Source organism: Flavobacterium praedii (genome assembly GCF_026810365.1).
Lineage (GTDB): Bacteria > Bacteroidota > Bacteroidia > Flavobacteriales > Flavobacteriaceae > Flavobacterium > Flavobacterium praedii.
In genome coordinates this window covers 1658283-1683014 of sequence record NZ_CP113948.1, presented here as the reverse complement: position 1 = coordinate 1683014, position 24732 = coordinate 1658283, and the positions used below count along the sequence as shown (strand labels likewise).

Annotated in this window: 27 protein-coding genes; 4 read left to right on the top strand and 23 right to left on the bottom strand. The window is 36.0% G+C overall.

Annotated elements, in window-relative coordinates:
* Window positions 1-11: 11 nt before the first annotated feature.
* From nirB to OYT91_RS07130, 8 genes are all read right to left on the bottom strand, one after another.
* Window positions 12-2519 (bottom strand): nitrite reductase large subunit NirB, encoded by a 2508-nt coding sequence (nirB, locus tag OYT91_RS07165; protein ID WP_281240091.1) that lies wholly within the window; start codon window positions 2517-2519, stop codon window positions 12-14.
* 515 nt (window positions 2520-3034) lie between these two features.
* Entirely contained in the window at window positions 3035-3559 is a 525-nt protein-coding gene (locus OYT91_RS07160; protein ID WP_281240090.1) for a GNAT family N-acetyltransferase, read from the bottom strand.
* A 591-nt stretch (window positions 3560-4150) separates the two neighbouring features.
* Window positions 4151-4504, bottom strand: a complete 354-nt coding sequence (locus tag OYT91_RS07155) for a HepT-like ribonuclease domain-containing protein (RefSeq protein WP_269222413.1) — start codon at window positions 4502-4504, stop codon at window positions 4151-4153.
* Window positions 4497-4796 (bottom strand): nucleotidyltransferase family protein, encoded by a 300-nt coding sequence (locus OYT91_RS07150; RefSeq protein WP_269222414.1) that lies wholly within the window; start codon window positions 4794-4796, stop codon window positions 4497-4499. The genes OYT91_RS07155 and OYT91_RS07150 overlap by 8 nt, the downstream gene beginning before the upstream one ends.
* 550 nt (window positions 4797-5346) lie before the next feature.
* Window positions 5347-5934 (bottom strand): outer membrane beta-barrel protein, encoded by a 588-nt coding sequence (locus OYT91_RS07145; protein WP_281240089.1) that lies wholly within the window; start codon window positions 5932-5934, stop codon window positions 5347-5349.
* A gap of 2 nt (window positions 5935-5936) precedes the next feature.
* On the bottom strand, window positions 5937-6623 hold the full coding sequence (locus OYT91_RS07140; RefSeq protein ID WP_281240088.1) for a hypothetical protein: 687 nt from the start codon (window positions 6621-6623) through the stop codon (window positions 5937-5939).
* A 327-nt stretch (window positions 6624-6950) separates the two neighbouring features.
* Window positions 6951-7316 carry a VOC family protein gene (locus OYT91_RS07135; protein ID WP_281240087.1) on the bottom strand — a complete coding sequence of 122 codons (366 nt, stop codon included), beginning with the start codon at window positions 7314-7316 and terminating at the stop codon, window positions 6951-6953.
* An 8-nt stretch (window positions 7317-7324) separates the two neighbouring features.
* Window positions 7325-7690 carry an iron chaperone gene (locus tag OYT91_RS07130; RefSeq protein ID WP_281240086.1) on the bottom strand — a complete coding sequence of 122 codons (366 nt, stop codon included), beginning with the start codon at window positions 7688-7690 and terminating at the stop codon, window positions 7325-7327.
* Window positions 7691-7928: 238 nt separating this feature from the next.
* Here OYT91_RS07130 and katG point away from each other — a divergent pair, with 238 nt between their 5' ends.
* Window positions 7929-10145 carry a catalase/peroxidase HPI gene (katG, locus tag OYT91_RS07125; RefSeq protein WP_281240085.1) on the top strand — a complete coding sequence of 739 codons (2217 nt, stop codon included), beginning with the start codon at window positions 7929-7931 and terminating at the stop codon, window positions 10143-10145.
* Between the two features lie 69 nt (window positions 10146-10214).
* Here katG and OYT91_RS07120 read toward each other — a convergent pair whose 3' ends face one another.
* Both OYT91_RS07120 and OYT91_RS07115 read right to left on the bottom strand, forming a co-directional pair.
* Window positions 10215-10604, bottom strand: a complete 390-nt coding sequence (locus OYT91_RS07120) for a DUF1398 domain-containing protein (RefSeq protein WP_281240084.1) — start codon at window positions 10602-10604, stop codon at window positions 10215-10217.
* 22 nt (window positions 10605-10626) lie between these two features.
* Entirely contained in the window at window positions 10627-11061 is a 435-nt protein-coding gene (locus OYT91_RS07115; protein ID WP_269222420.1) for an acyl-CoA thioesterase, read from the bottom strand.
* Window positions 11062-11771: 710 nt separating this feature from the next.
* Between OYT91_RS07115 and OYT91_RS07110 the strand changes: the two genes are divergently transcribed.
* The 3 genes from OYT91_RS07110 to OYT91_RS07100 all read left to right on the top strand — a co-directional run bounded on the left by OYT91_RS07110 (window position 11772) and on the right by OYT91_RS07100 (window position 13224).
* The gene (locus tag OYT91_RS07110; protein ID WP_269222421.1) at window positions 11772-12323 is read left to right on the top strand and encodes a DUF4494 domain-containing protein; all 552 of its coding nucleotides are present in this window, start codon (window positions 11772-11774) and stop codon (window positions 12321-12323) included.
* 383 nt (window positions 12324-12706) lie between these two features.
* Complete coding sequence (locus OYT91_RS07105) at window positions 12707-12925, top strand: hypothetical protein (RefSeq protein WP_269222422.1); 219 nt, start codon at window positions 12707-12709, stop codon at window positions 12923-12925.
* Window positions 12919-13224, top strand: a complete 306-nt coding sequence (locus OYT91_RS07100; protein WP_281240083.1) for a type II toxin-antitoxin system RelE/ParE family toxin — start codon at window positions 12919-12921, stop codon at window positions 13222-13224. The genes OYT91_RS07105 and OYT91_RS07100 overlap by 7 nt, the downstream gene beginning before the upstream one ends.
* Window positions 13225-14047: 823 nt before the next feature.
* Here the strand turns inward: OYT91_RS07100 and OYT91_RS07095 are convergent.
* The 13 genes from OYT91_RS07095 to OYT91_RS07035 all read right to left on the bottom strand — a co-directional run bounded on the left by OYT91_RS07095 (window position 14048) and on the right by OYT91_RS07035 (window position 24697).
* A complete protein-coding gene (locus OYT91_RS07095; protein ID WP_281240082.1) occupies window positions 14048-15148 on the bottom strand; it encodes an alkene reductase in 1101 nt (366 codons plus the stop codon).
* Between the two features lie 81 nt (window positions 15149-15229).
* Window positions 15230-15832: an SOUL family heme-binding protein gene (locus OYT91_RS07090; protein WP_281240081.1), complete on the bottom strand. Its 603-nt coding sequence runs from the start codon at window positions 15830-15832 to the stop codon at window positions 15230-15232.
* A 16-nt stretch (window positions 15833-15848) separates the two neighbouring features.
* Window positions 15849-17231 (bottom strand): NAD-dependent succinate-semialdehyde dehydrogenase, encoded by a 1383-nt coding sequence (locus OYT91_RS07085; protein WP_281240080.1) that lies wholly within the window; start codon window positions 17229-17231, stop codon window positions 15849-15851.
* 4 nt (window positions 17232-17235) lie between these two features.
* On the bottom strand, window positions 17236-17922 hold the full coding sequence (locus tag OYT91_RS07080) for a type 1 glutamine amidotransferase domain-containing protein (RefSeq protein WP_281240079.1): 687 nt from the start codon (window positions 17920-17922) through the stop codon (window positions 17236-17238).
* A 23-nt stretch (window positions 17923-17945) separates the two neighbouring features.
* Window positions 17946-18941, bottom strand: coding sequence for an NADP-dependent oxidoreductase (locus OYT91_RS07075; RefSeq protein ID WP_281240078.1), 996 nt, complete (start codon window positions 18939-18941; stop codon window positions 17946-17948).
* 219 nt (window positions 18942-19160) lie between these two features.
* Window positions 19161-19907: an SDR family NAD(P)-dependent oxidoreductase gene (locus tag OYT91_RS07070; protein ID WP_281240077.1), complete on the bottom strand. Its 747-nt coding sequence runs from the start codon at window positions 19905-19907 to the stop codon at window positions 19161-19163.
* 32 nt (window positions 19908-19939) lie between these two features.
* Entirely contained in the window at window positions 19940-20413 is a 474-nt protein-coding gene (locus OYT91_RS07065) for a lipocalin family protein (RefSeq protein WP_281240076.1), read from the bottom strand.
* 103 nt (window positions 20414-20516) lie between these two features.
* Window positions 20517-20807, bottom strand: a complete 291-nt coding sequence (locus OYT91_RS07060; protein ID WP_281240075.1) for a hypothetical protein — start codon at window positions 20805-20807, stop codon at window positions 20517-20519.
* 469 nt (window positions 20808-21276) lie between these two features.
* Entirely contained in the window at window positions 21277-22356 is a 1080-nt protein-coding gene (gene arsB, locus OYT91_RS07055) for an ACR3 family arsenite efflux transporter (RefSeq protein ID WP_281240074.1), read from the bottom strand.
* A gap of 122 nt (window positions 22357-22478) precedes the next feature.
* Entirely contained in the window at window positions 22479-23111 is a 633-nt protein-coding gene (locus OYT91_RS07050; protein ID WP_281240073.1) for an arsenate-mycothiol transferase ArsC, read from the bottom strand.
* 214 nt (window positions 23112-23325) lie between these two features.
* A complete protein-coding gene (locus OYT91_RS07045) occupies window positions 23326-23796 on the bottom strand; it encodes a DUF6428 family protein (protein WP_269222441.1) in 471 nt (156 codons plus the stop codon).
* 29 nt (window positions 23797-23825) lie between these two features.
* Window positions 23826-24158 carry an ArsR/SmtB family transcription factor gene (locus OYT91_RS07040; RefSeq protein WP_281240072.1) on the bottom strand — a complete coding sequence of 111 codons (333 nt, stop codon included), beginning with the start codon at window positions 24156-24158 and terminating at the stop codon, window positions 23826-23828.
* Between the two features lie 104 nt (window positions 24159-24262).
* Window positions 24263-24697, bottom strand: coding sequence for a hypothetical protein (locus OYT91_RS07035; RefSeq protein WP_281240071.1), 435 nt, complete (start codon window positions 24695-24697; stop codon window positions 24263-24265).
* Window positions 24698-24732 lie beyond the last annotated feature (35 nt).

The window sequence follows — 24732 nt, the reverse complement described above, 5'->3', positions numbered from 1 at the left end:
CGGGTCTTATTTTACCAAGGTCTCGGCATTTTTTGTTCTCTTAACGGAACAAACGCAATGTTATCATCTTTCTCGTCAGTATTGACAAAGTGACTGAAACGTTTCAATAATCTTGGTTTTTCCAATACTTGTTTCCATTCGCATTCAAAAGTGCCAACTAGCGATTCCATTTCGGTTTCCAGTGTTTCGCAGATTCCCAATCGGTCAAAGATGATAACTTCTTTTAGGTAATCCAATCCGCCTTCCAGTTTGTCCAACCAAGTAGCTGTTCGAACCAATGGCCCTGCGGTACGGATGTAGTACATCAAGAAACGGTCTAAATACTTAATGACAGTAGCTTTGTCGATTTGTTCAGCCAATAATACAGCGTGTTTTGGATTGGCACCACCATTTCCGCAGATGTAAAGATTCCAACCACCTTCTACGGCGATTAAACCAAAATCTTTTCCTCTAGCCTCTGCACATTCACGAATACAGGCCGAAACACCGCCTTTTATTTTGTGAGGCGCTCGAATCCCTTTGTAACGATCCTCGAGTTCGATTGCAAAACCAGCGCTATCGTCCATTCCGTAGCGGCACCAAGCATTACCTACACAACTTTTGACAGCTCTTAACGATTTTCCGTAAGCGTGACCACTTTCAAAACCATTGTCGATTAATATTTTCCAGATTTTAGGTAAGTCATCCAAGTGAGCGCCAAATAAATCCACACGTTGCGCACCAGTGATTTTAGTGTACAAATCAAATTGTTTGGCCACTTCGCCAATCACGATTAATTTTTCGGCAGTGATTTCGCCACCAGCAACTCGTGGGACTACAGAGTACGTCCCATTTCTTTGGATATTGGCTAGGAATCGGTCATTGGTGTCTTGGGTTGTAACGTGTTTGTTGGCCGTATCGTTGTAGATACTGGAGAAAATAGAAGCTACAATTGGTTTACAAACTTCGCAACCATCACCATTTCCGTGATGATCGATTACTTCATAATAGTTAGTGTATTTATTGATTTTTACAATATCAAATAATTCTTGTCTGGTGTAGTGAAAGTGCTCGCAGATCGTGTCTTTTACTTCTTTTCCGAGTGATTTTTGCGTGGCTTTTACAATATCCACAACCATTGGTTTGCAACCGCCACAGCCTGTTGTAGCTTTGGTTAATTTTACTACATCGCCAAAAGTACTGGCTGTTCCGTCAATAAGCGAACAACAAAGAGCGCCTTTGGTTACGTTTTCGCAAGAGCAGATTACGGCAGTATCAGGCAAGTCGGCTGCACTACCCAAAGTTGATCCTTCGCCACCGCGAGAACCTAGAATTAAGTCTTCTGGATTTGCGGGTAAAGCTAGCGCATTGGCATAAATTTGGAACAGTCCATTGTAATCCGATGAATCGCCTACCAGTATTCCTCCCAATAATGTTTTTCCGTCTTTGGTGACATTGATTCTTTTGTAAATACCGCTGAATTTGTTTTCGTAAACAATGGCGGTCACATTTTCATTTTCGATAAAGGGATCACCAAAACTCGCCACTTCAACTCCAATTAATTTCAATTGAGTAGACATATCGATGGTTTCTCTCATCGTTTTATTCCCATTCAGGATTTGTTCGGCGGCCACATCGGCCATTTCGTAACCAGGAGCCACAAGTCCGTAAATCATTCCTGTATACAAAGCTACTTCTCCTATGGCATAGATGTAAGGGTCTGATGTTAGCATTTGATTGTTTACAACAACACCACCACGCTCTCCGACAACTAATCCTGAAACTCTAGCGAGTTCGTCACGCGGTTTAATTCCTGCCGATATAACCAACATATCAACCTTCAGCAAGTCATCGTTGGCAAACATCATTCCCTTTATACTTTCTTCACCATCTATATATTGTGTTGCTTTATTGAGATGGATTCCGATATTCAATTCTTCTATTTTGGATTGCAGCATATCGCTCGCGCTTTGATCGAGTTGTCTAGGCATTAAGCGAGGCGCAAATTCTACTACGTGAGGATTTAATCCTAAATCACGAACGGCTTTGGCAGCTTCAAGCCCCAATAATCCGCCACCAAGAACGGCTGCTTCGGTAGCACCGTTGGCTCGTATTTTTTTTGCGTAGCTCATTATGGCATCTAGATCTTCGATGGTTCGGTACACAAAAACACCTTCTTTCTCGACTCCTTTAATCGGAGGGACAAAAGCTGCCGATCCTGTAGCCAAAACTAAGTAGTCATACGCATACGTTTTGTCCAAGTGCGTACTTATAATTTTGTTTGTAGTGTCAATTTTTAAAACTAATTCAGCCGTGTTGAGAATGATATTGTTCTCTTCATACCATGATGTGGTGGATAGCGATAAATTATCGGCGGTCTTGCCAGCAAAGTATTCACTCAAGTGAACGCGATCATACGCGCGTCTTGGCTCTTCACCAAAAACTGTAATTTGATACTTTTCTTGCCCAGATTTCGAAATGAATTTCTCGCAAAATTTATAACCTACCATGCCGTTTCCGACTACTATCACATTAATCATAAGCTTTTAATTAAGTATTACTACGCAAACATACGTATAAATACTTAATTACAGTACTTAATTATTTGTTTTTTTTCTAAAATAGATTCATTTTTAATAAACAGTAATTCGGTTTCGAATATATAGAGTTGGATTGGGGCGTGCCCTCGTTGCACAGTATTTTTGGTGAGCAAGAGCAGTATTATTGCAACGAGGTCAGGCTGTCCGCTGTATTCCCGATTAACAAAAACTACGGCAAAAAAGCCTTGTTTTTCTAAATCGGGAGATGCCGCTTCCATCCTTCACGCGAGTGACTGCATGAAAGAGAATTTTGTGGATTGAAATCTAAGTATTTAAAGAGAACTTTAGCAGTACGTATAAAGTATACAGATTGTAAAAGCTGTGTTTTAAAGTAGATTGAAATTGGTGATCGTTGCGAATGAGATTCAGGGAGGAAAAAACAATTGACCAAATCAGGAATAGCTGTTGTGTATTAAGTCTTTGTTGCTAATAAGTTTTGATTTCTTGTTGCCAATTTATGGTGTCAAAGTGAAAATATTTAAGTCAGGGTTTTCTACATCCGTTTCATTTGATTTTACAAAATTAAATTTTGTCAAAAGTTTGGTTGAATTCTGATTGTCATAATGAGTAACAGCAAGTATTTTTTGAAACTTCAAAGTATGAAAAGCATAGTCAATGACTACTTGTGCTGCTTCTTTCATTATTCCTTGCTCTTGAAATTTTGTGATAAGTTCAAACCCGATTTCACAACTATTTTTTTTTGAAAAGTCAAATAGACAGATTGTACCAACAAAAGCTTTGCTATTTGTTAAAATTATTGCCCAATAAATCGAGTCGTTTTTTTTAATAGCATCATTAATCATGTTGATGAAGTTTATGGCATCTTCAATTGTTTTACTTGCTTGTCTGTTAAGATATTTGTTTATTTCTGTGTCAGAACGTAAAGTAAAAATAGCTTGCCCGTCCTCACTTGATAATTGTCTAAGAGTTAGTCTTTCGGTGGTTAAAATTGGGAAAGATGTGAAACTTCTATTTACCATTTTATCAAAGTTAAATTTGTCAAAATTGTGGGGGTGTAATAGCCCGAGTTTGAGTCTAAATTAAGCCGATTATCGTATTTGCTAAAAACTAAACCACTTTTTCATTTAAGTCAATTGCTTAAATCCGTTGTATTAGTTGTTTGTATCCTTTATTTTTCGGTAACTATTAAAATATTGTTCCCATTTGGAATAGGAAGTAAAATAATATTCCTTTTATATTCTCCCTCAGTTATGTTCTTCATAAAAGTTCCGCAAATAAGAAAGTTCTCGTTTTTATACCTTGTAATGCCTATATTCCCTGAAATGCTAATTATTGGAATTCCACTATCACTGGCAATTCTTTGAAGTGTTACGATTTTTGAGGAATCTTTTTCAATGAAATTTTTACCTGAGCATTTAAGATTGTAGAAAGAAGTATAATTGAAGTGAAAAATATTATTTTCATTGTAGTTGTTTTTTAACGTTGAATATTTACAGCGGGTTAGGGATTAAATTAGGCCCTATTTTCGGATTTGCCAAATATTCCAAATACAAAAACAACTTCAAATTAAACCAAATGCCCAAATTGCTTGTAGCGTCTGTTGGCAGTAGTTATTTTTCTTCTTTTTGGATTAAGTTATCAATTTCTATTTCCAATTTCGGTAAGTGATTGATTAAGATTGACCAAATATTCTCGTCAGAAACATTATCATAAGCATGAATCACATGATTTCTGAGACTAATAATTGCTTTTGCGTTTGATATTTTCTTAACAAAAGAATCATCTCGAGTAATAATTCGGTTGATTGCTTCACCTATAATTTCAAGATTTCTTTCAATAGCCCTTTTACGCATTAAGTTGTTTCGATATTTGAAAAAATCTTTCTCTTCATTATGGAAGAACTCGTTTATTTCATCAATGGACATTTTTATATCAAACAACCATTTAAGAATCCTTTCATCCATAAATTAGTTCTTTTGAGTTGTCGATTGATTTAATTAAGATTGGATTTTTTAAAGTCTGTTCTTCAAGTAAGTCAACTTCTCTACCAAATAAAGACTCTAGTTTTTCTTTGAAGTTTATGTAATTATCAAAATATTTTGAAAGTTCAATTTGCTTAAACTTAACTAATAAATCAACATCACTTTTTTCGTTAAAACTGGAATTGAGGGATGAACCGAATAGATACATTTTTTCCACGTTGTATATTACACAAAGCTTTTTTAAGTTATCTATATTGTTGTCAATAATCTCCATACCACAAATTTAAACAAAAATATCTTTTAAAATCGATTCGTCAAATTATTACCACTAACTAGTAGATATATCGCACCCCATACCATCAAAACTCCATAATCGTTTTTTTTCTTGGTATGGTGCAAGTAAGATATTATTTATTAGGTTTTTTCGTACCTATGTGAGAGTATTATTGGTGTTAAACTTCTATTTAGCATTTTGTCAAAGTTAAATTTAACATTTTAGATTTCATAGTCTGAATGTAAAGGTTCTATTACTAATGTAGTTTTGCGACTAAATTAAGCTCGATTATCGGATTTTCAAAATCGTTTCAATTTCGAAAATGAATTTGCATTAAGTGAGATAATGTTGAATTTTTGAAATGCAAATATTAAAATCTTGTCGTAAAATAGCCGTTTTGTATACACTTAAATTAGTGTGCAAGCGTAATAAGTTTGTACTAGTTGCAAACGAATACATGTATGAGGGTTATGAAACAATGTTATCAATTGCTTCTTTTTGTTTGTTTAAATTTTTTATTAAATGAATGCCATCATTACTGAAAAGGAGATTAATTAAATTTCATTCCAAAGTTTATCTGAATTAAGCTGGAATTATCATAAAAAGACACAAATTCTGGAGAGGTGTTTACGTCATACTTAGTTTTGACATAAGCAGTTCCAATAAAAAAAGCAAAATAGTCGTTAAGTTCATAATCTAAATTAAAGCCAATTCGAAAATCTGTTCCGGTTTGATGTCCAAATCTTTGATTACCGGTTTTTAAATTTATTTTTGAAGAACCTATTCCAATATTAGGTTCTAATTTCACTTTTTTAAATATAGGAATTTCATAAGCTAGATTTGCAAAGATTGAATTATAACGACTGCTGTTAATATTGCCGCCAGTTGATATATCCGTAATTGAATATGGTATGAAATCATATCCGCCACCAAGCTTAAAATTGTACATTTTTATAAAATTGAAAGACAAATCTACACCTAAACTTGCCTCATTAGATTTTGCTAAATAATTGTTACCTACATTAAATGGCAGTATTGCACTTACTCTAGATTCAAAATGAAATTTCAATTGCTGTTTTTTTTCCTGACTGTATGAAAATTGAATGCAAAATACAATAACTAAAAATAATTTATTCATAATTAATAGGTTAAGGTAAAGATTACTTTTTCATTGGAAACAGGAATGGAAATATTGTTTTCTGTTGTAATTGATGTTCCCGAAGAGTAATCAACAACTTTATATTTTAAAATTAAGGTTTGGTTTTTTAATATTGAATAATTTGTTTCAATAGGAGGAGTGTAGTTTGGAGTTGCGAGTGGATTTAAGTTAGAAAAATCAGTAATAATATTTCCATCTAAAGTAACGTCTAATAATTGTTTTTTATCTGTTTTTGGATTTAAAATAATTTGCAACTGTGTAATATCTTCATTACGATATAATGTAATAGTGTTTAAATTTAATTTATAATTCTTGAAGTTTTTTAGGAGTGCAATAATTTGCTTACTCTGAAATTCATTTGTTGCGTTTTTGGTATTGTAATTTAAAATGAAATTATTAATTGAAATATTGATTTCATTTTCTGAGCCTGGAGCAGGAAAGATATAGGTGAAATTACCATTTATATCTGTTTTTCCGTAGCTTATTATGTCTGAATTGGAATATGTTCCCAATCCGTTAATAAGAATGTCCACATTAGTTTCAGGAATGGGAACTCCCTTGTTATCTATTAATTTTCCAGTGACCACCAGTTTTGTTTCTCCATCATATTGAATGTCGCAGGAGATAAATGTGTATAGAATGCAACATGCAACTAGTATTTTTTTCATTTCATTTTTTTATAAACATACAAAAAAAGGTTATCTATCATGTGTTTTTTGTGTTATATTTCAGTATTATACTATAAATTTAAGGTTAAATTAGTAATTATAAAAAGGATTAGGGGTTGTAATAATTGGTATTGATTTTAGTTAAATTATTTTTTTATTGCGACTATACTTAAGCAGAATTTTGTTTTTAAACTTTTATAGTTCTTTTGTAGCAAATGTTCTAATGAAAACTGATACCCTAGCCCTGATGGAAGGGAAAATCCTTTTTTTAGGTTATTTTTTTTAGCCTAAAAAAAGATTGGAATGACAGCAGGAACTAGCTCCTAATTATTTGTAAAACTCCCCAATGTGCCAAAGGATTCCCGATGGGTCGTGAATAAAGCATTCTTTGCCCCAATCCATTTCGCGAACGGGGACCAATTTTACACTTTTGTATTTGGCGGTCAAATTTAATTTCGTGAGTGCTTCCCAATACCGATTTACATCTTCGACTTCCAAAAAAAGCATAGTGTTGTCTACCCAATCTTTGACGTTGGCATCTTGTAGATAAAAGCCAATTCCTTCGGTTTCGAAATAGGAGAAATTGGGTGTCAAGATAATTTCCTTAAAACCCAAGTCTTGATAAAAACGTCGTGATATTCCAAAGTTTTTGGAACCTATAAATGGTCTGATTGATTTTGCTTTATGTTCCATGTTTTTTATTATTTCTTAAATTTCTGTTCGTTTTCTTTTACTCTAAATACAACGATTTGCTCAATCAACCAGTATGGAATTGGATGATCAATAGGAAATTGTACCGAGCCTTTTCCTTGTTTGTACTTCGATAGTTCACTGGCAAACTCAGTATGTCCAGTTGGAGTGGCGTAGAATCCGATATGATTTTTATAGCCAGCAAAATAGACCAATGGTTTTCCGTTTGTTTGGTAAGCTGGCATTCCATACGCTATGCTTTCAATAGCTTTGGGAGCTTTGTTTTTAATTGCTGCGCGTACATTCTCCAAAATAAGTTGCGTTTCTTTTGGAAAAGTGGTGATGTATTCGTCAACGGTTTTAAAATCAGTTTTCATGGGTCAATTTTCAATTGGTATGTAGCTGCTATTTTTACTTTTTTAGATCAGAATATTTAGAATTTGATTTTTTTCTGCTAAACGAAAATACAACTAAAAAAAGATATTTCAGTCAAGTAAAGAACTATTCTAAACTGCGGTTTTTTACTACAACTATAGAATTTATCTATTGAAAAAATAATTTAAATAAGATTTAATGTGGTAAATTCGTAGGTAACTTTTTAAAAATCATCATATTATGGAAAATAATGAAAATCAAAGCACAACGACTGCTAACGGGGAAGGCAAATGCCCGTTTTCAGGAGGTGGATCAAAACCAAGTGCTGGATCTGGTACAAGAAATACAGATTGGTGGCCCAATCAGTTAAAGTTAGGTATCCTTCGTCAACATTCTTCATTGTCGAACCCGATGGGTGAGGCGTTTGATTATGCTGCCGCTTTCAAGAGCCTTGATCTAGCTGCGGTGAAAAAAGATCTTTTCGATTTAATGACCGACTCCCAAGATTGGTGGCCGGCAGATTATGGCCATTATGGACCATTTTTTATTCGAATGGCTTGGCATAGCGCTGGCACCTATCGTATTGCCGACGGTCGTGGAGGCGGGGGAGCAGGTATGCAACGATTTGCACCTCTCAACAGTTGGCCAGACAATGTGAACTTAGACAAGGCACGTTTGTTATTGTGGCCTATTAAACAAAAATACGGTAAGAAGATTTCGTGGGCCGATTTAATGATTCTTACCGGTAACTGTGCGCTAGAGTCTATGGGCTTTAAGACTTTTGGTTTTGGAGGAGGACGCGCCGATGTTTGGGAACCAAATGAAGATATCTATTGGGGGTCTGAAGGGAAGTGGTTGGACGACAAACGGTATTCGGGTGACCGCGAATTGGAAAATCCGTTGGCAGCTGTCCAAATGGGATTGATTTACGTGAATCCGGAAGGGCCAAACGGTAATCCAGATCCGCTTTTATCGGCTCGTGACATTCGGGAGACTTTTGCCCGTATGGCAATGAATGACGAAGAAACAGTGGCGCTTATTGCTGGAGGTCACACTTTTGGTAAAACCCACGGTGCTGCCGATCCAAATGTTTACGTTGGTCCAGAACCTGCTGCTGCTGGAATTGAGGAGCAAGGATTGGGTTGGAAAAACACCTTTGGAACTGGAAATGGAGAATATACTATCAGTAGCGGTCTTGAAGGCGCTTGGACAACCACACCCAATAAATGGAGCAATAATTATTTTGAAAACCTATTTAAATTCGAATGGGAACTATCAAAAAGTCCAGCCGGTGCACATCAATGGAAACCCAAAGACGGAGCCGGTGCGGGAACAGTACCCGATGCTCATAACCCTTCAAAAAGTCATGCACCAACCATGCTTACCGCTGACCTTGCTTTAAGAGCCGATCCGATTTATGAAAAAATTTCAAGACACTTTCTTGAAAATCCAAATGAATTTGCTGATGTCTTTGCTCGTGCTTGGTTCAAGTTGACGCATCGTGATATGGGACCCATTGCGCGCTATCTGGGTCCAGAAGTTCCAAAAGAAGAATTGATTTGGCAAGATCCAATTCCTGCAGTAACACACCAATTAATTGACGACAAAGACATTGCTAAATTGAAATCCAAAATACTGGCTTCAGGATTGTCTGTGTCTCAATTGGTTTCCACCGCTTGGGCTTCGGCATCAACATTCCGTGGGTCTGATAAACGAGGTGGTGCCAATGGTGCTCGTATTCGTCTTGCTCCGCAAAAGGATTGGAAAGTCAATAATCCAACTCAACTTGCAACAGTTTTAGCAACTCTTGAACGAATTCAGACGGATTTCAATAGCGCTCAATCTGGCGGAAAGCAAGTTTCACTAGCCGACTTGATTGTTCTGGCAGGAGTTGCAGGAATTGAGAAAGCGGGAAATAGTACCGTTCCTTTTACACCAGGAAGAGCAGATACAGCTCAAGAACAAACAGATGTGGAGTCTTTTGCTGTTCTAGAACCAGAAGCTGATGGATTCCGAAATTATGCAAAAACTCAATACACCGTTTCGGCAGAGGAAATGCTGATTGATAAAGCACAACTTTTAACACTAACGGTACCTGAGTTGACTGTATTGGTAGGTGGTTTGCGTGTTCTGAATGCCAATTTTGATCATTCTAAACATGGAGTATTTACAAATCGTCCTGAAACATTGACGAATGATTTCTTTGTTAATTTACTTGATTTTGGTACAACTTGGAAAGCTTCTTCAGAATCGCAAGAGGTATTCGAAGGACGTGATCGTAAAACTGGAGCTGTGAAATGGACAGGAACTCGCGTCGATCTTATCTTTGGTTCCAACTCAGAGCTTCGCGCTATTGCTGAGGTATATGGATGTGCGGATTCGCAAGAGAAATTCACAACCGATTTTATAGCCGCTTGGAACAAAGTGATGAATTTGGATCGCTTTGATTTAGCTTAATTCGACTATTTTAAAAACAAAAAGGTGATCTCGAAACAGATCACCTTTTTTATTGTTTTTTTTGCAAACCTAACTCGGAATTTTTTCAATTAAAACTGCAGCACCCGATAAGTCAAAATACGTACAAGTCATTTCAACAATATTCACGCTCCATTTTGCAATACCACATTGTCCAGCATGATTGCAGAATGTAAGGTAATCGGTTTGACCGCCTTGGTGCATTACCAGAAATTCAATGAAGCGTTCTTTGTTGGCAAACGGAGCAATGGTGATGATGGAATACGTTTCGGTTGCTACCGCTCGAAAGTTATCGGCACCAAAGTATTCAACATGGCCATCATTGACAAAAGTGTCGTAGCCAAGAACACCTAATGCAATTAATTCCTGTATGTAAATCGGGAAGTCGGCTCCCGATTGAACTCTAGAATGGGCTTCTTTTATTTGGGCAATGGTAAACATAGTGAGATTGAATTTGGATTAATTATAAGGCAATAAAATCGGCTGTTTTAGGAAAAGTACTCAAAGCATCAACCACAATTTGTGGAGTAGGACTAGCTAGTTTTCTAAGTTTGGTATCCATCCAAGCCCCATCAACAGTGATCACGGCACACAAAACCTCTTCTCTGTAAAACTCATGAACTATTGACCAGCGTGAAGCATCATCTTTCATTTTGGCCATTTTGGTTTGCATGATTATTTCATCAGAAAGATTGATTTCTTTTCTAAAAACACATTCTTCTCTAAATAATATAGGACCAACATGTTCCTTTTGCATGACTCTCAGGGTCAATCCCAATTGTGCCAGAATCTCCACACGGTGTTGCGCTCCAAAATCATAATAGGCACTGTGGCGCAAGTGAAAATTGGGGTCTAAATCAGACCAACGAAAGGACAGCTGTTTGCTAAATGTAGCCATAGGATTTTAATTTATATTCGGTTTTTACAAGCAAAGATAGAGAGGATTTTTGCATTGACAAAGCGGTATTGTATAAGTAGTTGGTTTTGGGCGTGCCCTCGTTGCACAGCATTTGGGTTTATGACAATAGTTTGGGAGCAACGAGGTCAGGCTGTCCGCTATATTCCCGATTAACAAAAACTACGGCAAAAAAAGCCTTGTTTTTCTAAATCGGGAGATGCCGCTTCCATCCTTCACGCAAAATGTCATTATGTTAACCGAGATACTGCAATAGGAAAAATTTCAAGAAGATGCGCAAAGGATTAGAAAAGATGCACAAAGGAAAATCGAATTCTTTGAATGGAGCTTAAAAAACGTTGTGATTCTTCCCAAATTCTTCGTGTGTCTCTGCGTAATAATGTCTAATGCTGAATCTGGGATTAAGGATTTCTAACTACGTTTTTTCAAAATGGAATTCTCGTAAAGACTCGAAGATGCAAAGAAATCGGCTCTAAACTTTGCGCCTTTGCGTCTTGGCGAGAAAAAAAGCTTAACGTAATGACATTGACTTCACGCATGAGACGGCATAGAAAAATAGTTGTAGAATTCGAAGACTTATTTGAATTACAGAATGTTGGGTTCGGCAGAAATAAATTGTGAATATCTATTTTCTAAAATGTAATTTTTATTTGCTGTAAAATCTATCTTTGGCTTCCTTAAAAAAAAGACAGATGAGCACAATTTGGTACGAATGCAAAGTAAAATATAGAAAAACAGATGAAACTGGTGGACAAAAGGTTACGACAGAACCGTATTTGGTAGATGCTTTGTCTTATACAGAAGCAGAGAGCAGAATCAATGAAGAAATGTCGGCTTACATTAGCGAAGAATTTAAAATTACGAATATAAAAGTGGCTAATTACGCTGAGATTCACCCTTTTGAAAATGCCGATCGTTGGTTTAAATCAAAAGTTTCCTTAATGGCGTATGACGAAGAAAGTGGTAAAGAACGCAGATCGAATATGTATTTGTTAGTACAAGCCAATGATGTAAAAGAAGCGTATGACAACACGACTCATGTTATGAGCACTACTATGGGTGACTATTCTATACCAGCAATATCAGAATCTCCAATTATGGATGTTTTTCCTTATTTCAGTGGTGAAGAAGGAGAAACACAACAACTAGAACGATTCAATGCACTGAAAGCTTCAAAACCTGTAGCAGTTGCCGTTGAAGACACAATGGAATTTGATCCGGAATATGTAGCCGAAACGGTTTAGTTATAATATGCAACATATGATTGAAGAGGGCTTTTGGCTCTCTTTTTTTGTTTTATAAGAGTTTATTTTTAAATCATTTTGAATAACTTTTGTTTGTTTATTAGTCATAAAAAAAACTTTAATCCCAAAAATATATGAATTACAGTTTATCGTATGTGCGAAAATCAACGTTCTTATGAATATGGATAGTAGGGAATGACTCAAATTTAATTCCAAAAGTTTTCGGGATTGTAAAGCGTGAGTAGGAATTATGGTGAACTTTGAAGGGTCTGGTGATTTGGAAAACCTGCATGTAATGATCCGTACTTTTCATCCGATGTCATAAAACATAAATTTTTGGAACAGATTTTGTACATTTGTAGAACACTAAAAAGGATCGCATTATGGATTTAGCAACAAGAAAATATAATTTTATACAACGATTATTTGATGTAGATGAAAATTTGTTTGACAAGTTGGAACAGATTTTAGAGTCCAAAAAAAGCTCAAAATCAGTATCTTTAGAGCAATACAACATCGAATTAAATCAAGCGAACTTAAGAATTGATGACGGAGATTTTTATTCTAGTGAAGAAGTGGACAAAATTACTGGTCAATGGTAGACAATAGAATTTTGGTATGGGATAAACTTGCATTTGACCAATTAAAAGAAATTTACGATTCGTTAAAAATGGGAGGCAATTTAAGTTATGCTAATCGAATAAAAAATTCGGTTTTGAAAACGACAAAAGAATTATTGGACAATCCTTATATTTTTGAGCAAGATCGATTTAAGTATGATAATGATGGAAGTTTTAGGGCTTTTGTAAAATTTAAATATAGAGTGGCTTACAAAATTACCGAGACACAAATCAGAATACTAAGAGTTAGGCATACCAGTAGAGAACCAATTGAATATTAATCCGTCCGAGAAAGACGGTTTTTTTATGGTTATATATCAGGTTTGAAATATAGTAACACTTTGAAAATAGTTGGTATAATTGAAATAGTAGCTATTCGGGAGGGATTTAGAAATGTTTTATCTGTATAGCAAATAGTATAAAACCACAAAATAAAGAGAGCTTTACTTTGTGGTTTTTCATTTATTATACTTACTCAGCATGTGGCGCAAAGTCAGCCCCGAAAGCTTTTGGGATTGCGCAGCGTGATCAAGAACTATTAAAGACTTTGAAGAGCTAGGGGTATCGTTAAAGATAAAATTATTTTTGAAATAACCTGTTTTTATTTCCCCAAATTTCTAGATCTTAGTAAAATAATTTATGAAAACTAATGCCCTAGCCCTGATAGTAGCGGTATCCTTTTCTTGTCCCGTTTTTTTCTAACGGGACTAGAAAAGATACAAGTGGATAGCAGGAAATAGCTCCTTATAAAACTATTATTTTACCGCTGGTTATAATCAATGGGAAGTAACTTTCCTTTTATTGTAAATCCAGCGGTATTTTTTTTGGTCATTGTAACCGCCCAACCGTTAAAGGTTGCATCAAAGTCCACTTCTTTTGATGCTATGCATTGTTAAAAAGCCTTTGAGTTTATACACTTTTCCTTTGATTTTGGTAAATGAAGTGCTTTTAAAATTCAGTGTTCAAAATTTATCCGCATCAAACCATTTACTGGTTCGTAAATCATTGTCACGAAATGCTACATCATAATAAATCAATTTTATATTGGCAGTAAAAAATTGAAATCAGCCTTCATTATTGCTAAACTAAATATGATTTATTTTATTAATATACATCGGATGTTTTAAAATTGGGATAATCGGTATACCCATTTTCACCTGCCGAATAGAATAAGTCCATTTTGAGGTTTTGTGTTAATTCTTGATTGTGTTCTAATCTTTCTACGAGATCAGGATTATTAATAAAGGGACGTCCAAATCCAACAAGATCACACATACCGCTCTCAATATCGGTTTCAGCAGTTTCTTTGGTATAGCCACCACAACTGATAAGGATGTTATTGAAATTTTTGCGAATCATTTTTTTTATTTCAACAGGCACTGCTGGGGCTCCCATTGCAGAATGATCGACTAAATGGATATAAGCAATCCCCAATTTATTGAGTTCTTTTGTGAGATAATCATAAGTAGCATCTATTTCTGGATAATTGGCCATATCACCCGCTACACCATAAGGCGATAAACGAATACCTGTTTTTTCTTTTCCAATGGCGATTGCGACTGCTTTTGTCACTTCAAGAACAAATCGACAGCGATTTTCAATACTGCCTCCATAATGGTCAGTTCGGACATTGCTCACGGGCGACAAAAATTCTTCCAGCAAATAACCGTTTGCACTGTGTAGTTCAACACCATCAAAATGGGCTGCAATTGCGTTTTTTGCAGCAGTTACATATTCGGCTTGGGTCAAAACTATATCTTCGGCAGTCATTGCTTTGGGAGTAGGGAAGTCCTGCATTTCTTTGGCATCTGTCCACATTTGACCGGCTGGTTTTATGGCAGAAGGGGCTATTATTTGCGTTCCCTCAGCCATATTCAGCTTGTGGCTTATTCTTCCCGAGTGCATCAATTGAATTATTATTTTTCCACCACTATTGTGTACTGCGGTTGTTGTTTTTTTCCAACCGAGTATTTGTTCCTCGCTAAAAATGCCAGGAATACGTGCGTAACCCAAACCATTTGGAGAAGGAGAAGTACCTTCGGTGATTATTAAACCAGCCGAAGCGCGTTGCTGATAATAGGTTGCCATGAGTTCATTTGGAATAGCATCAATAGCTCTGCAACGCGTCATTGGTGCCATAACGATGCGATTATTCAATTCTATTGCACCTACTTTAATCGGACTAAATAATTTGTATTTTTTCATTTGTATTTTATTAGAATTTTAAACTTAATTTTTAATGAAACGCTTTTATAAACAATTATAGTACATTGGATTAACCTTTTTTTAGTCAAATTGATTTGCATTTAAAGCCACAATCACTTCATTTCTTCTGTCGAACAGTTGATAAGGAGGATTGTAACCCAAGTAGCGAAAATCACCATAGTAGGACAATCCTTTAGTCTTTAGGGATTCTTCTAGTAAAATCCGATGTTCATTAATACTTTCATTAGAAGCAAAACCTGCAAACTGTATGACAGCAACATATTCAGGTTCTGAAGTTACAATGGATATACTCGAATCATTTGGTGTTGGTAAATTAGTTTCGTTGTATGTCGATGGAAGTACAAATGCCATTGTAGACTTGGCATCACCAATATCCATGTGCACGGGCGATGTCATAGCAATTTGTTTCTTTTCGCTATTTCCTCCAAAAATATATTTTGCCAATTTTCCAAATCCTGATTGTCCCAAATCGCGATATGATTTTGCAGTAGAAGAAATCATTGCCATCGTTGCAGATGGATAGTATCGAATTTCAAAATTTTCCTCTACCCGAATAACTTTGTATGCTTGAGTTTCTGTTTTATTGCTAGACATAGTAATGTAGATTTGAAATAGAATGAATATTCCGATAAGTAGTAGCGCTATAGTGATAAATACTTTCATTGGTATTGCTTTTTAATCAAAATGGATCACTCAATTCACTTATTCGGATCAATTTTTTGTTTACAAATTCGTCCAATCCAAATTCGGCCATTTCTCTTCCGTAACCCGAGTTTTTTGTACCTCCAAAAGGCAAATCGGCTTGAGTCCAAGTTGGGTGATTGATGAAAACCATACCGGTATCAATTTGATTGGCTATTCGTTTTCCTCTTTCAATATCCTTTGTAAACACGGAACCGCCTAAACCAAATGGAGAATTATTGGCTAATGCAATGGCTTCCGCTTCATCTTTTACTTGGAAGAAAAGTGCGACTGGACCAAAAAATTCTTCGTAAAAAACAGGATTCTCAGGCAATATATCGGTTAAGATAGTGGCTTCCATGTAAGCTCCTTCTCTGTCCACTCTTTTGCCTCCCAACACTATTTTTGCTCCTCCATTTACAGCTCTCTTCACTTGGTCGGCTATATTTACCGCAGCTGCTTCTGAACAAAGTGGACCTAAGCTTGTAGTATCATCCATAGGGTCGCCAACTACCAGTTCCGCCATTTTTGCTTTGAATTTTTCAAGGAATGAATCTGCAATACTTTCTACGGCTATAAAGCGTTTTGACGCGACACAACATTGACCGTTGTTGTTAATTCTTCCAACCACTGCCCATTCTACGGCTTTGTCTATATCCGCATCTTCCAGAATAATAAAAGCATCACTACCTCCTAATTCGAGAACTGATTTTTTGATATGTTTCCCCGCTTCTGCAGCTACACTGGCGCCTGCGGTTTCACTTCCTGTGAGTGATACCCCTCTAATTCTTTTGTCGGCTACTAATTCAGTAGCCCTTTTACCAGATACTAATAGATTGGTATAAAGCCCTATTTGTGCTCCTGCTTCTATAAATATTTCTTCAATGGCAATAGCACATTGTGGCACATTGGAAGCATGTTTGATTAATACGGTATTTCCAATCATAATATTTGGTGCCGCAAAACGAGCCACCTGATAAAACGGAAAATTCCAAGGTTGTACACCCAGAAGTACACCAACAGGACTATATCTTATGAGCGCTTTTCCATGTACTGGATTTAGTATTTTATCTGCTAAAAAAGATTCAGCATTTTTGGCGTAATAGTCAAATATTTCTGCACTCAATTTTATTTCTCCTTCGGCATGAGAAAGGAGTTTACCCATTTCTAATGTAATCATTTTGGCAAGCTCTTTCTTTTTTGCTCGCAACAAGCCCGCCACCGTGTATAATAACTGAGCTCTTGTTTGATAGTCTGTTTGCTTCCATTCGTCAAATGCAATTGCTGCGTTTGCTACTGCATTATCTACAGCAGTCACAGTCATTTCATCAAATGATTTTACAACTTTATTGGTTGTTGGATTGATTGTTTGAATTGCCATGATTTTATTTTTTATCGGTTAGTGTTTTTAAAAGTAATTCGGCAACCGCTCCCGAAGAAGCAGGATTTTGTCCGGTAATTAATAACCCATCTTGTTTTACATATGAAGCCCAATCATTCCCTTTTGAATATAAAGCACCGTGTTTTTTAAGTTCATCTTCTAATAAAAACGGAACCACTTTTGTTAGTTTGACTGCTTCTTCTTCGGTGTTTGAAAAACCAGTTAGTTCTTTTCCTTTGACAAGGGATTCTCCATTTTTTGTTTTTACATTTACTAAAGCTGCAGGGGCATGACACACAAATGCAATTGGTTTTTGATGATTGTAAAAGGCTTCAATTAATTGAATGGAGTCTTTATCTGTTGCCAAATCCCATAACGGCCCGTGTCCACCTGGATAAAAAACGGCGTCAAAATCCTCTTGTTTTACTTCACTCAGTTTAAAAGAATACGCTACTTTGTCGATAAGGACATTGTCTTTGTAGAATCTTTCTGTTGAGGGAGTTTGCGCATCGGCTAATTCACTTTTTGGATCAACTGGTGGCTGACCTCCTTTTGGAGAAGCGATGGTGATATTGGCTCCTGCATCGGCCAATACATAATAAGGTGTTGTGAATTCTTCTATCCAAAAACCAGTTTTTTCACCAGAATTTCCCATTTCACTATGAGAAGTCAATACAATTAGTATTTTCATTTTTTTATTTTTTATAATAATTATTAAATTTTTACAATCATTTTTCCTTCATTTTTTCCGTCAAATAGATCAATGAATGCTTGAGGAATGTTATCAAAACCTTCAACAATAGTTTCGCTAAAGGTGATTTTATTCTCTTTTAACCAAAGTGTTAATTGTTTGGTAGCTGTTGGAAATTTTTCAAAAAAATCACCTACTATAAATCCACGCATAGTGGCACTTTTGGTTAAAATAATAGGTTGTAATCGAGGGCCAAGATCTATCGTAGTGGTATTGTAAAGAGATATGGCTCCACAAACAGGTAATCGTGCATATTTATTTATGTTTGCTAATACAGCATCGGAAATTTCACCACCCACATTGTCAAAATAGATATCAATACCATTTGGACTTGCATTTTTAACCGCTTCTTTTAAATCCGGTGTTGTTTTGTAATTGATGGCATGATCAAAGCCAAACTTTGAAGTTAGTAATGCTGCTTTTTCATCAGAGCCAGTAATTCCAACAACTTTGCAACCAAGTAATTTACCGATTTGACCCACTATTGTTCCAACAGCACCAGCAGCTCCAGAAACAAAAAGGGTTTCCTCTTTTTTTGGTAATCCAATTTCTGTAAGTCCTAAGTAAGCGGTAAGTCCTGTCATTCCTAAAACGCCCAAATAAGCCGACAGTTTAAATTCGTTTTCATCCACTTTATAAAGTCCTTGTCCAGTAGTAACTTGGTATTCTTTCCATTCTAAATTGCCTGTTAGAAAGTCACCTGTTTTAAATTTTGCATGTTTACTCTCTACAACTTCTGCTATAATACCAGATTGTATGGGTTTATTTAATTCAAATGGAGGTACATACGATTTGCTGTCATTCATTCTGCCTCGCAAATAAGGATCAACCGACACATAGATTGTTTTTAGTAAAACTTCACCATCTTTTGCAATGGGAATCTCTTCATTAACGATTTTAAAATCATCTAGTGTTGGTTTTCCAAAAGGACGCTTGTTTAATAGAATTACTTTATTCATGATTATGATTTTTTTAAAATATTCGATTTTTGTTTGTTTTTGAGGTTCTACATTCAATCGTTTGGGTTTGAAAAATTAAAAATTTAATTTTTCTTTGTACCATTAAGTCATTAAGGTTCATTAAGTCCTAGACAACTTATTTTTTCTTAATCTCTTAATGGTAAAAATTTTTCTTTATTTTTTTCTTACCAACACAATTCATGGTAGAACCATTTTTAATTACGCCATTACACCACCATCCAAAATGAGTTGCGTTCCATTGCAATAACTTGAATCATTTGAGGCCAAATAAACAAATGCCTTTGCCACTTCTTCGGGGGTGCAAAGACGTTTTGCAGGAGTTCCTTCAATCCAGGCTTTGTGCACTTCTTCGGGAGCAGCACTCAAAAGAGGTGTTTCGACATAATAAGGACAAATTGCATTGGCTCTGATATTTTGAGCACCATATTGAACCGCAATATTTTTGGTTATTCCTATTACGCCATGTTTAGCAACTGTATAAGGCACTAAACCATGTTCTGCTTTAAGGCCACCGAGTGATGACATATTTACAATAACACCACCACCTTGTTTTAAAAACTGTTGCAATTCATATTTCACACAATAAAATTGGCCAGTAAGATTTACAGCAATTAAGCGGTCCCAAACGGATTCTGGCAAATCATGAATTCCAGAATAAACACCACCAATACCGGCATTATTAAAAGCAATATCCAACCTTCCGAATTTTGCAACTGTTGTTGTTATTGCTTGTTTTACACTATTTACATCCGATACATCAATTGGTACAAAAAGGCATTCAGCACCTAAAGCCTTTATTTCTTTTATTGTTTGATCGTGATTGTTTTTTTCTAAATCTGCCACTACAATTGTTGCCCCTTCTCTCGCTGCTTCGAGAGTTGATGCTTTTCCGATACCCGAATTACCACCAGTGATAAATACAATTTTGTTTTCTAATCGTTTCATTAGTCCAATTTTTTAGCTTTCATAGCATTGTTTTATGCCTTTTTTAATTGTTGTTTGGTCATTTTAATTTTTGAAATATCAAATCCTTTCTCTTTTATTCTAGAAATGATTTGTTGATAGATTGCATCATCCATAGTTGGCGTTCTTGAAAGGATCCACAAGTATTTTCTCTTTGGATGACCAATGACCGCATAACTGTAATCGTCTGCCAAATCAATGATCCAATATTTGGCTTTGAACGGCCAAAAGAATTGTACTTTTAGTTTTGCGTTTCCACTATTTTCTTCAACAAATGCTTTGCCTTTAATGTTTGATTGTTTTCCGTTAATGCTGTTTTTGTTGCAGTTGTTTTCAACAATTACAAAACCTTTGTCGGTCAAAGTATATTCAGCTGTTGAGCAATAACAGCCTTTTTGGAACCATTGCGGAAATGCTGCAATTTCATACCATTTTCCTGCATATTTTTTCAAATCGACATAAGGTACTGTTTGAAGGGATTGTGACATAGCGATTGTTGTAGACAAGAAGAATATAAAAATCAAAAAGGAAGATAATTTTTTGTTACCGAGAGAAAGCATTGGTATTTTGCTCTCTTTACTTAGGTCAGATTTAGTAAGGAGTAGCATAATTGTATATAATTATCAGTTCATTTTCTAAAGTATACCATCCATTTTGAACCTTTACGGTAGCTTTGTTTTCGGGGAGTAACCAGCTGGATTTTAAATTGACCATGACTTTGTTTGAAATTTCAGTAAAAACGATTGTCAATTGACTTAGAAATGTAACTTCAATTTTTTTGACTAAGGATTTGATTTCAAAGTTTTTTATTGTTGCATTCCATAACTTTTCTTTTTTGATAGTGTTTTGAATGTTGGCCACTAACTCTTGATTATTTTCCATTGCATATTTTTTCACACTGTGAATGAGTTTTCACAATAGGTTAAAGGTTATTCTTTTTGACTAATCATACCTTATATAATTGTTGTAAAGAGTTATATCATTTACACTTTTTTAAAGTTACAAAAAAAAGCGTATACTATTTAATATTAAGGAGTTGCGAATGTCTGTTTCGTTCTATAACATTGAATCAAGAGCATTATAAAGATGGTTTTATAAAGTCAAAAAATGAGATTATGGGAGCTTGAAAAGGATTTGTCTTTTTTTTAATTGTATAAAAAAACTGCAACTCCGAAAAAAAACGGAATTGCAGTTTGTGTGATTTTTAAAAACAAATGTTTTTATGAAAACGGATGCCCTAGCCCTGATAGAAGTGGAAATCCTTATGAGCCGGTGTTCGGCTCATAAGATTGAAACGGATAGCAGGAAATAGCTCCTCCCTTAGACTTCGCTCTGGATGACATTGGTGGGGTTATTTGGTTGACTCTTTGCCTGCGTAGTATTTTTTTCTGAACCAGAAGGCGACATTGACCAAGGCGATTAATGCGGGAACTTCAACCAAGGGGCCAATGACACCCGCAAAGGCTTGGCCGCTATTAATACCGAAAACACCAATGGCTACAGCAATGGCCAACTCAAAATTGTTTCCGGTAGCCGTAAACGCAATTGCGGTTGACTTGGAATAATCGGCACCAAAATACTTGCCAATGAAGAAACTCATGACAAACATAATGACGAAATAAATCACTAATGGTATTGCGATGCGTACCACATCCATTGGAATTTGAACGATTAATTCGCCTTTGAGACTGAACATTAATACAATGGTGAACAGCAAGGATATTAAGGTGATAGGGGAGATGAATGGCACGTATTTGGTCTCAAACCACTCGGCTCCTTTTATGGCAATCAAGGCATAACGGCTGATGATTCCTAGTGCAAAAGGGATTCCTAAATAGATACCGACACTTTCGGCAATTTGTCCAATACTGATGTTGACTTCAAAACCATGGTAGCCGAAATAGGGTGGGAGTATGGTGATGAAAACATAGGCATAAACACTATACAGCAATACTTGGAAGATGCTGTTGAGGGCTATTAAACCCGCAGCGTATTCTCGGTTTCCATCGGCTAGATCGTTCCAGACTACGACCATGGCGATGCAACGAGCTAGGCCGATGAGGATAACGCCGATCATATATTCGGGATAACCGTTTAGGAAAAGTAAAGCGAGGGTAAACATTAAAATAGGGCCGACAACCCAGTTTAGAAAGAGAGAAGCCCCCAGAACTTTGGTGTTTTTGAAAACTTCGCCCATTTGCTCGTATTTGACTTTGGCCAGTGGCGGGTACATCATCAAAATTAATCCGATGGCCAGTGGAATATTGGTCGTTCCGCTCGAAAACGAGTTGATGAATCCACTGCTCGACGGAATGAAATAGCCGATGGAAACGCCTAGAGCCATGGCCAGAAATATCCAAAGGGTAAGGTTGCGGTCAAGGAAGCCTAATTTTTTTCGCTCTAAAGCGGGAGCACAATTATTTGCAGACATAATTTATTTTTTTTGAACCATTTATTTTTTTAAACCATTAAGGGATTAAGATTAGTTAAGTATTGTTTTGAAATACTCTAAAACTTATTTTTCTTAATTTCTTAATGGTTCAAATTTTGATTTTATTTTTTTATTTGGGAGAAAACATAAAACAGTTCGGTTGTAATTTGGATGCTACGTTCCTGATATTTTTGAGCTTGTTGTGGGGTGTTGTCAAAGGCTTTTGGGTCTTCGAAGGTGATTGGAATTCGTTTTTCGGCACCTGCTATGAACGGACAACCATTATCGGCAGACGAGCAAGTCAATATTGCGGCAAACTCACTTTGTGGGTTGAAAGCATCATCATACGTTTTGGAAAAGCAAATTAACGGATGATCGTTTTCGTTGTATTTTACACTGTAGACCGGATTGTTGCCTTCGGTCAGCGTTTTGATTTGGAAACCGGTGTTCGTTAATGTTTGCGCTACCATGGGGAATAAAGCAGTGGCTTCGGTTCCGCCCGAATAACTAAATACATTTTTGATGTTGTAAAAAGCGGCTGCGGTTTGTGCCCATATTTGGGACAAATGACTTCTGCGGGAATTGTGGGTACAGATAAAATTGAGTCGAATATCTTGTTCTGCTGTTACCTTGGATTGGATAAAATCGATAAGCGGTTGCAAAATGACTAAGCGTTCAGCTGAAATGCTTTTGAATTCTAAAGTATCAATAGTGCTCTGGATGGGAGCGAATAGGGTGTTTTTGGTTTGGGTCATTTGGAATTGGTTATTGGTTTATTACTTGTAAGGTGGATATTTGGCACTGATAACACCGATTGAACTGATTTCACACAGATTAAATATCTTTTTTAAAAATCCGCGCCAATCCTTTTAATCCGCGTCATATGTGGGCTATTTTTGAATTTGTGGGTATTGCTAAGTGCAAAAACACCTACAAGGTCTGGAAAAAGACCTTGCAGGAGGAAGTGTTCTAACAACAACCTGCACCAGGAGTACAACAGTTGGCTTCGTTTCCTATTTCGGAGAGTTGTATTTTTTGTTTTTCTTGTGGAGGACAACATTGGTCTAATGCCAAACAAGCAGTTTGTTTGTTCAACAGTAAAAAAGTCTCACCATTATAATCCAAATCGTATTTCCCGATAGTAGTATCTTGGTATTCTACCTCAATTTCAAGATCTTCAAGTCCCAATACTTTTTCGGAAAGAGCAATGATATTCAATAGTTTTTGAGCTTTCAAACGGTGGTCAAAATCATTGGCATCCCACAATTGAAAATTCACAACCGATTCTTTGCGAACGGTTCCACCACAATCGATGAAGTTTTTGGTAATCATTCCAACTTCGGTTACATGGAAATGTTCTGGAACAAATGTGCCGTTTGGCAACTGAAAAGTCACTCCCGTAGCAGTGCTTAAGTGTTTTTTAATTTCTGATAGTTTCATGATGAAGAAAGTTTAATAGTTTAAAGTTTTTAGCAACAACGGTCTTTTCTTTTATCGAGATATGTGTTTACATTTAGAAAAAAGCCTTTTATTTTATCGAATCCCACTTCGTTCAAGCAATAGCAGATGGCGTTTCCTTCGAAGTTTCCTTTTATTAAACCTGCATTTTTTAGCTCTTTTAAGTGTTGGGATATGGTTGGTTGTGAGAGAGGCAATTCGTTTACTATGTCTCCACAAATACAACTTTCGACTTTAATCAGGTATTCAATAATAGCAATACGAGCAGGATGTCCTATTGCTTTTGCCAAAATTGCCAATTCGTTTTGCTCGTCTGTAAAATGTTCTGTTTTAGTCGCGCCCATTGTGATATATTTATATTGCAATATTACGATATAGATTGATAATAAAAAAGCAAAATCGAATAAATTTTGCTTTTCAAGAAATAGTATCAGGTATTTTCTTGGTGCTAAAATAACATTTGTGCTAAAGGCGAAAGAGATTGAGCCGATTTAGGCAACAAAGGTGTAAGTGTTTGGAATTGAGCTGGAGTAATTAGTTTTTTTATTTTGGTAGTAAAGGACTCTCTGTTGGCTGTCATTTTTGAAGTGTAGCCTGCTTTGTCTGTAGCCATAGTCGGTAAAATGTTTTTCTTTTTGTTTAGCATTTCACTAACCAGTGAATTCACTGCTGGTTTTTGGGCATCAGTTAATTTCAATTTTGGTGATAATACTCCCATTACCTGATTGGAAATGCTACCGACATCAAACGAAGTGGCTGAGGCTGCTGCAGCTGTTTTGTTGGCGGTGCTTGCTGCTTTTGTAATGTCTCCTAAGCTTTGTGCATTGGCAAATGAAAAGCTTCCTAATAGAAGAACGGCTGTGATAAAAAGTTTCTTTTTCATAAATGATCGTATTTAATTGTTTGTTTTGTACGAAA

What these genes read in the sequence shown, in the direction of transcription:
- OYT91_RS07095 (WP_281240082.1), bottom strand. Translation starts at nt 15,148, where the DNA reads ATGAAAAAATACAAATTATTTAGTCCGATTAAAGTAGGTGCAATAGAA.
- OYT91_RS07160 (WP_281240090.1), bottom strand. Translation starts at nt 3,559, where the DNA reads ATGGTAAATAGAAGTTTCACATCTTTCCCAATTTTAACCACCGAAAGA.
- OYT91_RS07050 (WP_281240073.1), bottom strand. Translation starts at nt 23,111, where the DNA reads ATGACCCAAACCAAAAACACCCTATTCGCTCCCATCCAGAGCACTATT.
- OYT91_RS07085 (WP_281240080.1), bottom strand. Translation starts at nt 17,231, where the DNA reads ATGGCAATTCAAACAATCAATCCAACAACCAATAAAGTTGTAAAATCA.
- OYT91_RS07155 (WP_269222413.1), bottom strand. Translation starts at nt 4,504, where the DNA reads ATGGATGAAAGGATTCTTAAATGGTTGTTTGATATAAAAATGTCCATT.
- OYT91_RS07100 (WP_281240083.1), top strand. Translation starts at nt 12,919, where the DNA reads ATGGTAGACAATAGAATTTTGGTATGGGATAAACTTGCATTTGACCAA.
- OYT91_RS07040 (WP_281240072.1), bottom strand. Translation starts at nt 24,158, where the DNA reads ATGGGCGCGACTAAAACAGAACATTTTACAGACGAGCAAAACGAATTG.
- OYT91_RS07060 (WP_281240075.1), bottom strand. Translation starts at nt 20,807, where the DNA reads ATGGAAAATAATCAAGAGTTAGTGGCCAACATTCAAAACACTATCAAA.
- arsB (WP_281240074.1), bottom strand. Translation starts at nt 22,356, where the DNA reads ATGTCTGCAAATAATTGTGCTCCCGCTTTAGAGCGAAAAAAATTAGGC.
- OYT91_RS07150 (WP_269222414.1), bottom strand. Translation starts at nt 4,796, where the DNA reads ATGGAGATTATTGACAACAATATAGATAACTTAAAAAAGCTTTGTGTA.
- OYT91_RS07110 (WP_269222421.1), top strand. Translation starts at nt 11,772, where the DNA reads ATGAGCACAATTTGGTACGAATGCAAAGTAAAATATAGAAAAACAGAT.
- OYT91_RS07140 (WP_281240088.1), bottom strand. Translation starts at nt 6,623, where the DNA reads ATGAAAAAAATACTAGTTGCATGTTGCATTCTATACACATTTATCTCC.
- katG (WP_281240085.1), top strand. Translation starts at nt 7,929, where the DNA reads ATGGAAAATAATGAAAATCAAAGCACAACGACTGCTAACGGGGAAGGC.
- OYT91_RS07115 (WP_269222420.1), bottom strand. Translation starts at nt 11,061, where the DNA reads ATGGCTACATTTAGCAAACAGCTGTCCTTTCGTTGGTCTGATTTAGAC.
- OYT91_RS07035 (WP_281240071.1), bottom strand. Translation starts at nt 24,697, where the DNA reads ATGAAAAAGAAACTTTTTATCACAGCCGTTCTTCTATTAGGAAGCTTT.
- OYT91_RS07075 (WP_281240078.1), bottom strand. Translation starts at nt 18,941, where the DNA reads ATGAATAAAGTAATTCTATTAAACAAGCGTCCTTTTGGAAAACCAACA.
- OYT91_RS07105 (WP_269222422.1), top strand. Translation starts at nt 12,707, where the DNA reads ATGGATTTAGCAACAAGAAAATATAATTTTATACAACGATTATTTGAT.
- OYT91_RS07120 (WP_281240084.1), bottom strand. Translation starts at nt 10,604, where the DNA reads ATGTTTACCATTGCCCAAATAAAAGAAGCCCATTCTAGAGTTCAATCG.
- OYT91_RS07065 (WP_281240076.1), bottom strand. Translation starts at nt 20,413, where the DNA reads ATGTCACAATCCCTTCAAACAGTACCTTATGTCGATTTGAAAAAATAT.
- OYT91_RS07045 (WP_269222441.1), bottom strand. Translation starts at nt 23,796, where the DNA reads ATGAAACTATCAGAAATTAAAAAACACTTAAGCACTGCTACGGGAGTG.
- nirB (WP_281240091.1), bottom strand. Translation starts at nt 2,519, where the DNA reads ATGATTAATGTGATAGTAGTCGGAAACGGCATGGTAGGTTATAAATTT.
- OYT91_RS07135 (WP_281240087.1), bottom strand. Translation starts at nt 7,316, where the DNA reads ATGGAACATAAAGCAAAATCAATCAGACCATTTATAGGTTCCAAAAAC.
- OYT91_RS07130 (WP_281240086.1), bottom strand. Translation starts at nt 7,690, where the DNA reads ATGAAAACTGATTTTAAAACCGTTGACGAATACATCACCACTTTTCCA.
- OYT91_RS07070 (WP_281240077.1), bottom strand. Translation starts at nt 19,907, where the DNA reads ATGAAACGATTAGAAAACAAAATTGTATTTATCACTGGTGGTAATTCG.
- OYT91_RS07090 (WP_281240081.1), bottom strand. Translation starts at nt 15,832, where the DNA reads ATGAAAGTATTTATCACTATAGCGCTACTACTTATCGGAATATTCATT.
- OYT91_RS07080 (WP_281240079.1), bottom strand. Translation starts at nt 17,922, where the DNA reads ATGAAAATACTAATTGTATTGACTTCTCATAGTGAAATGGGAAATTCT.
- OYT91_RS07145 (WP_281240089.1), bottom strand. Translation starts at nt 5,934, where the DNA reads ATGAATAAATTATTTTTAGTTATTGTATTTTGCATTCAATTTTCATAC.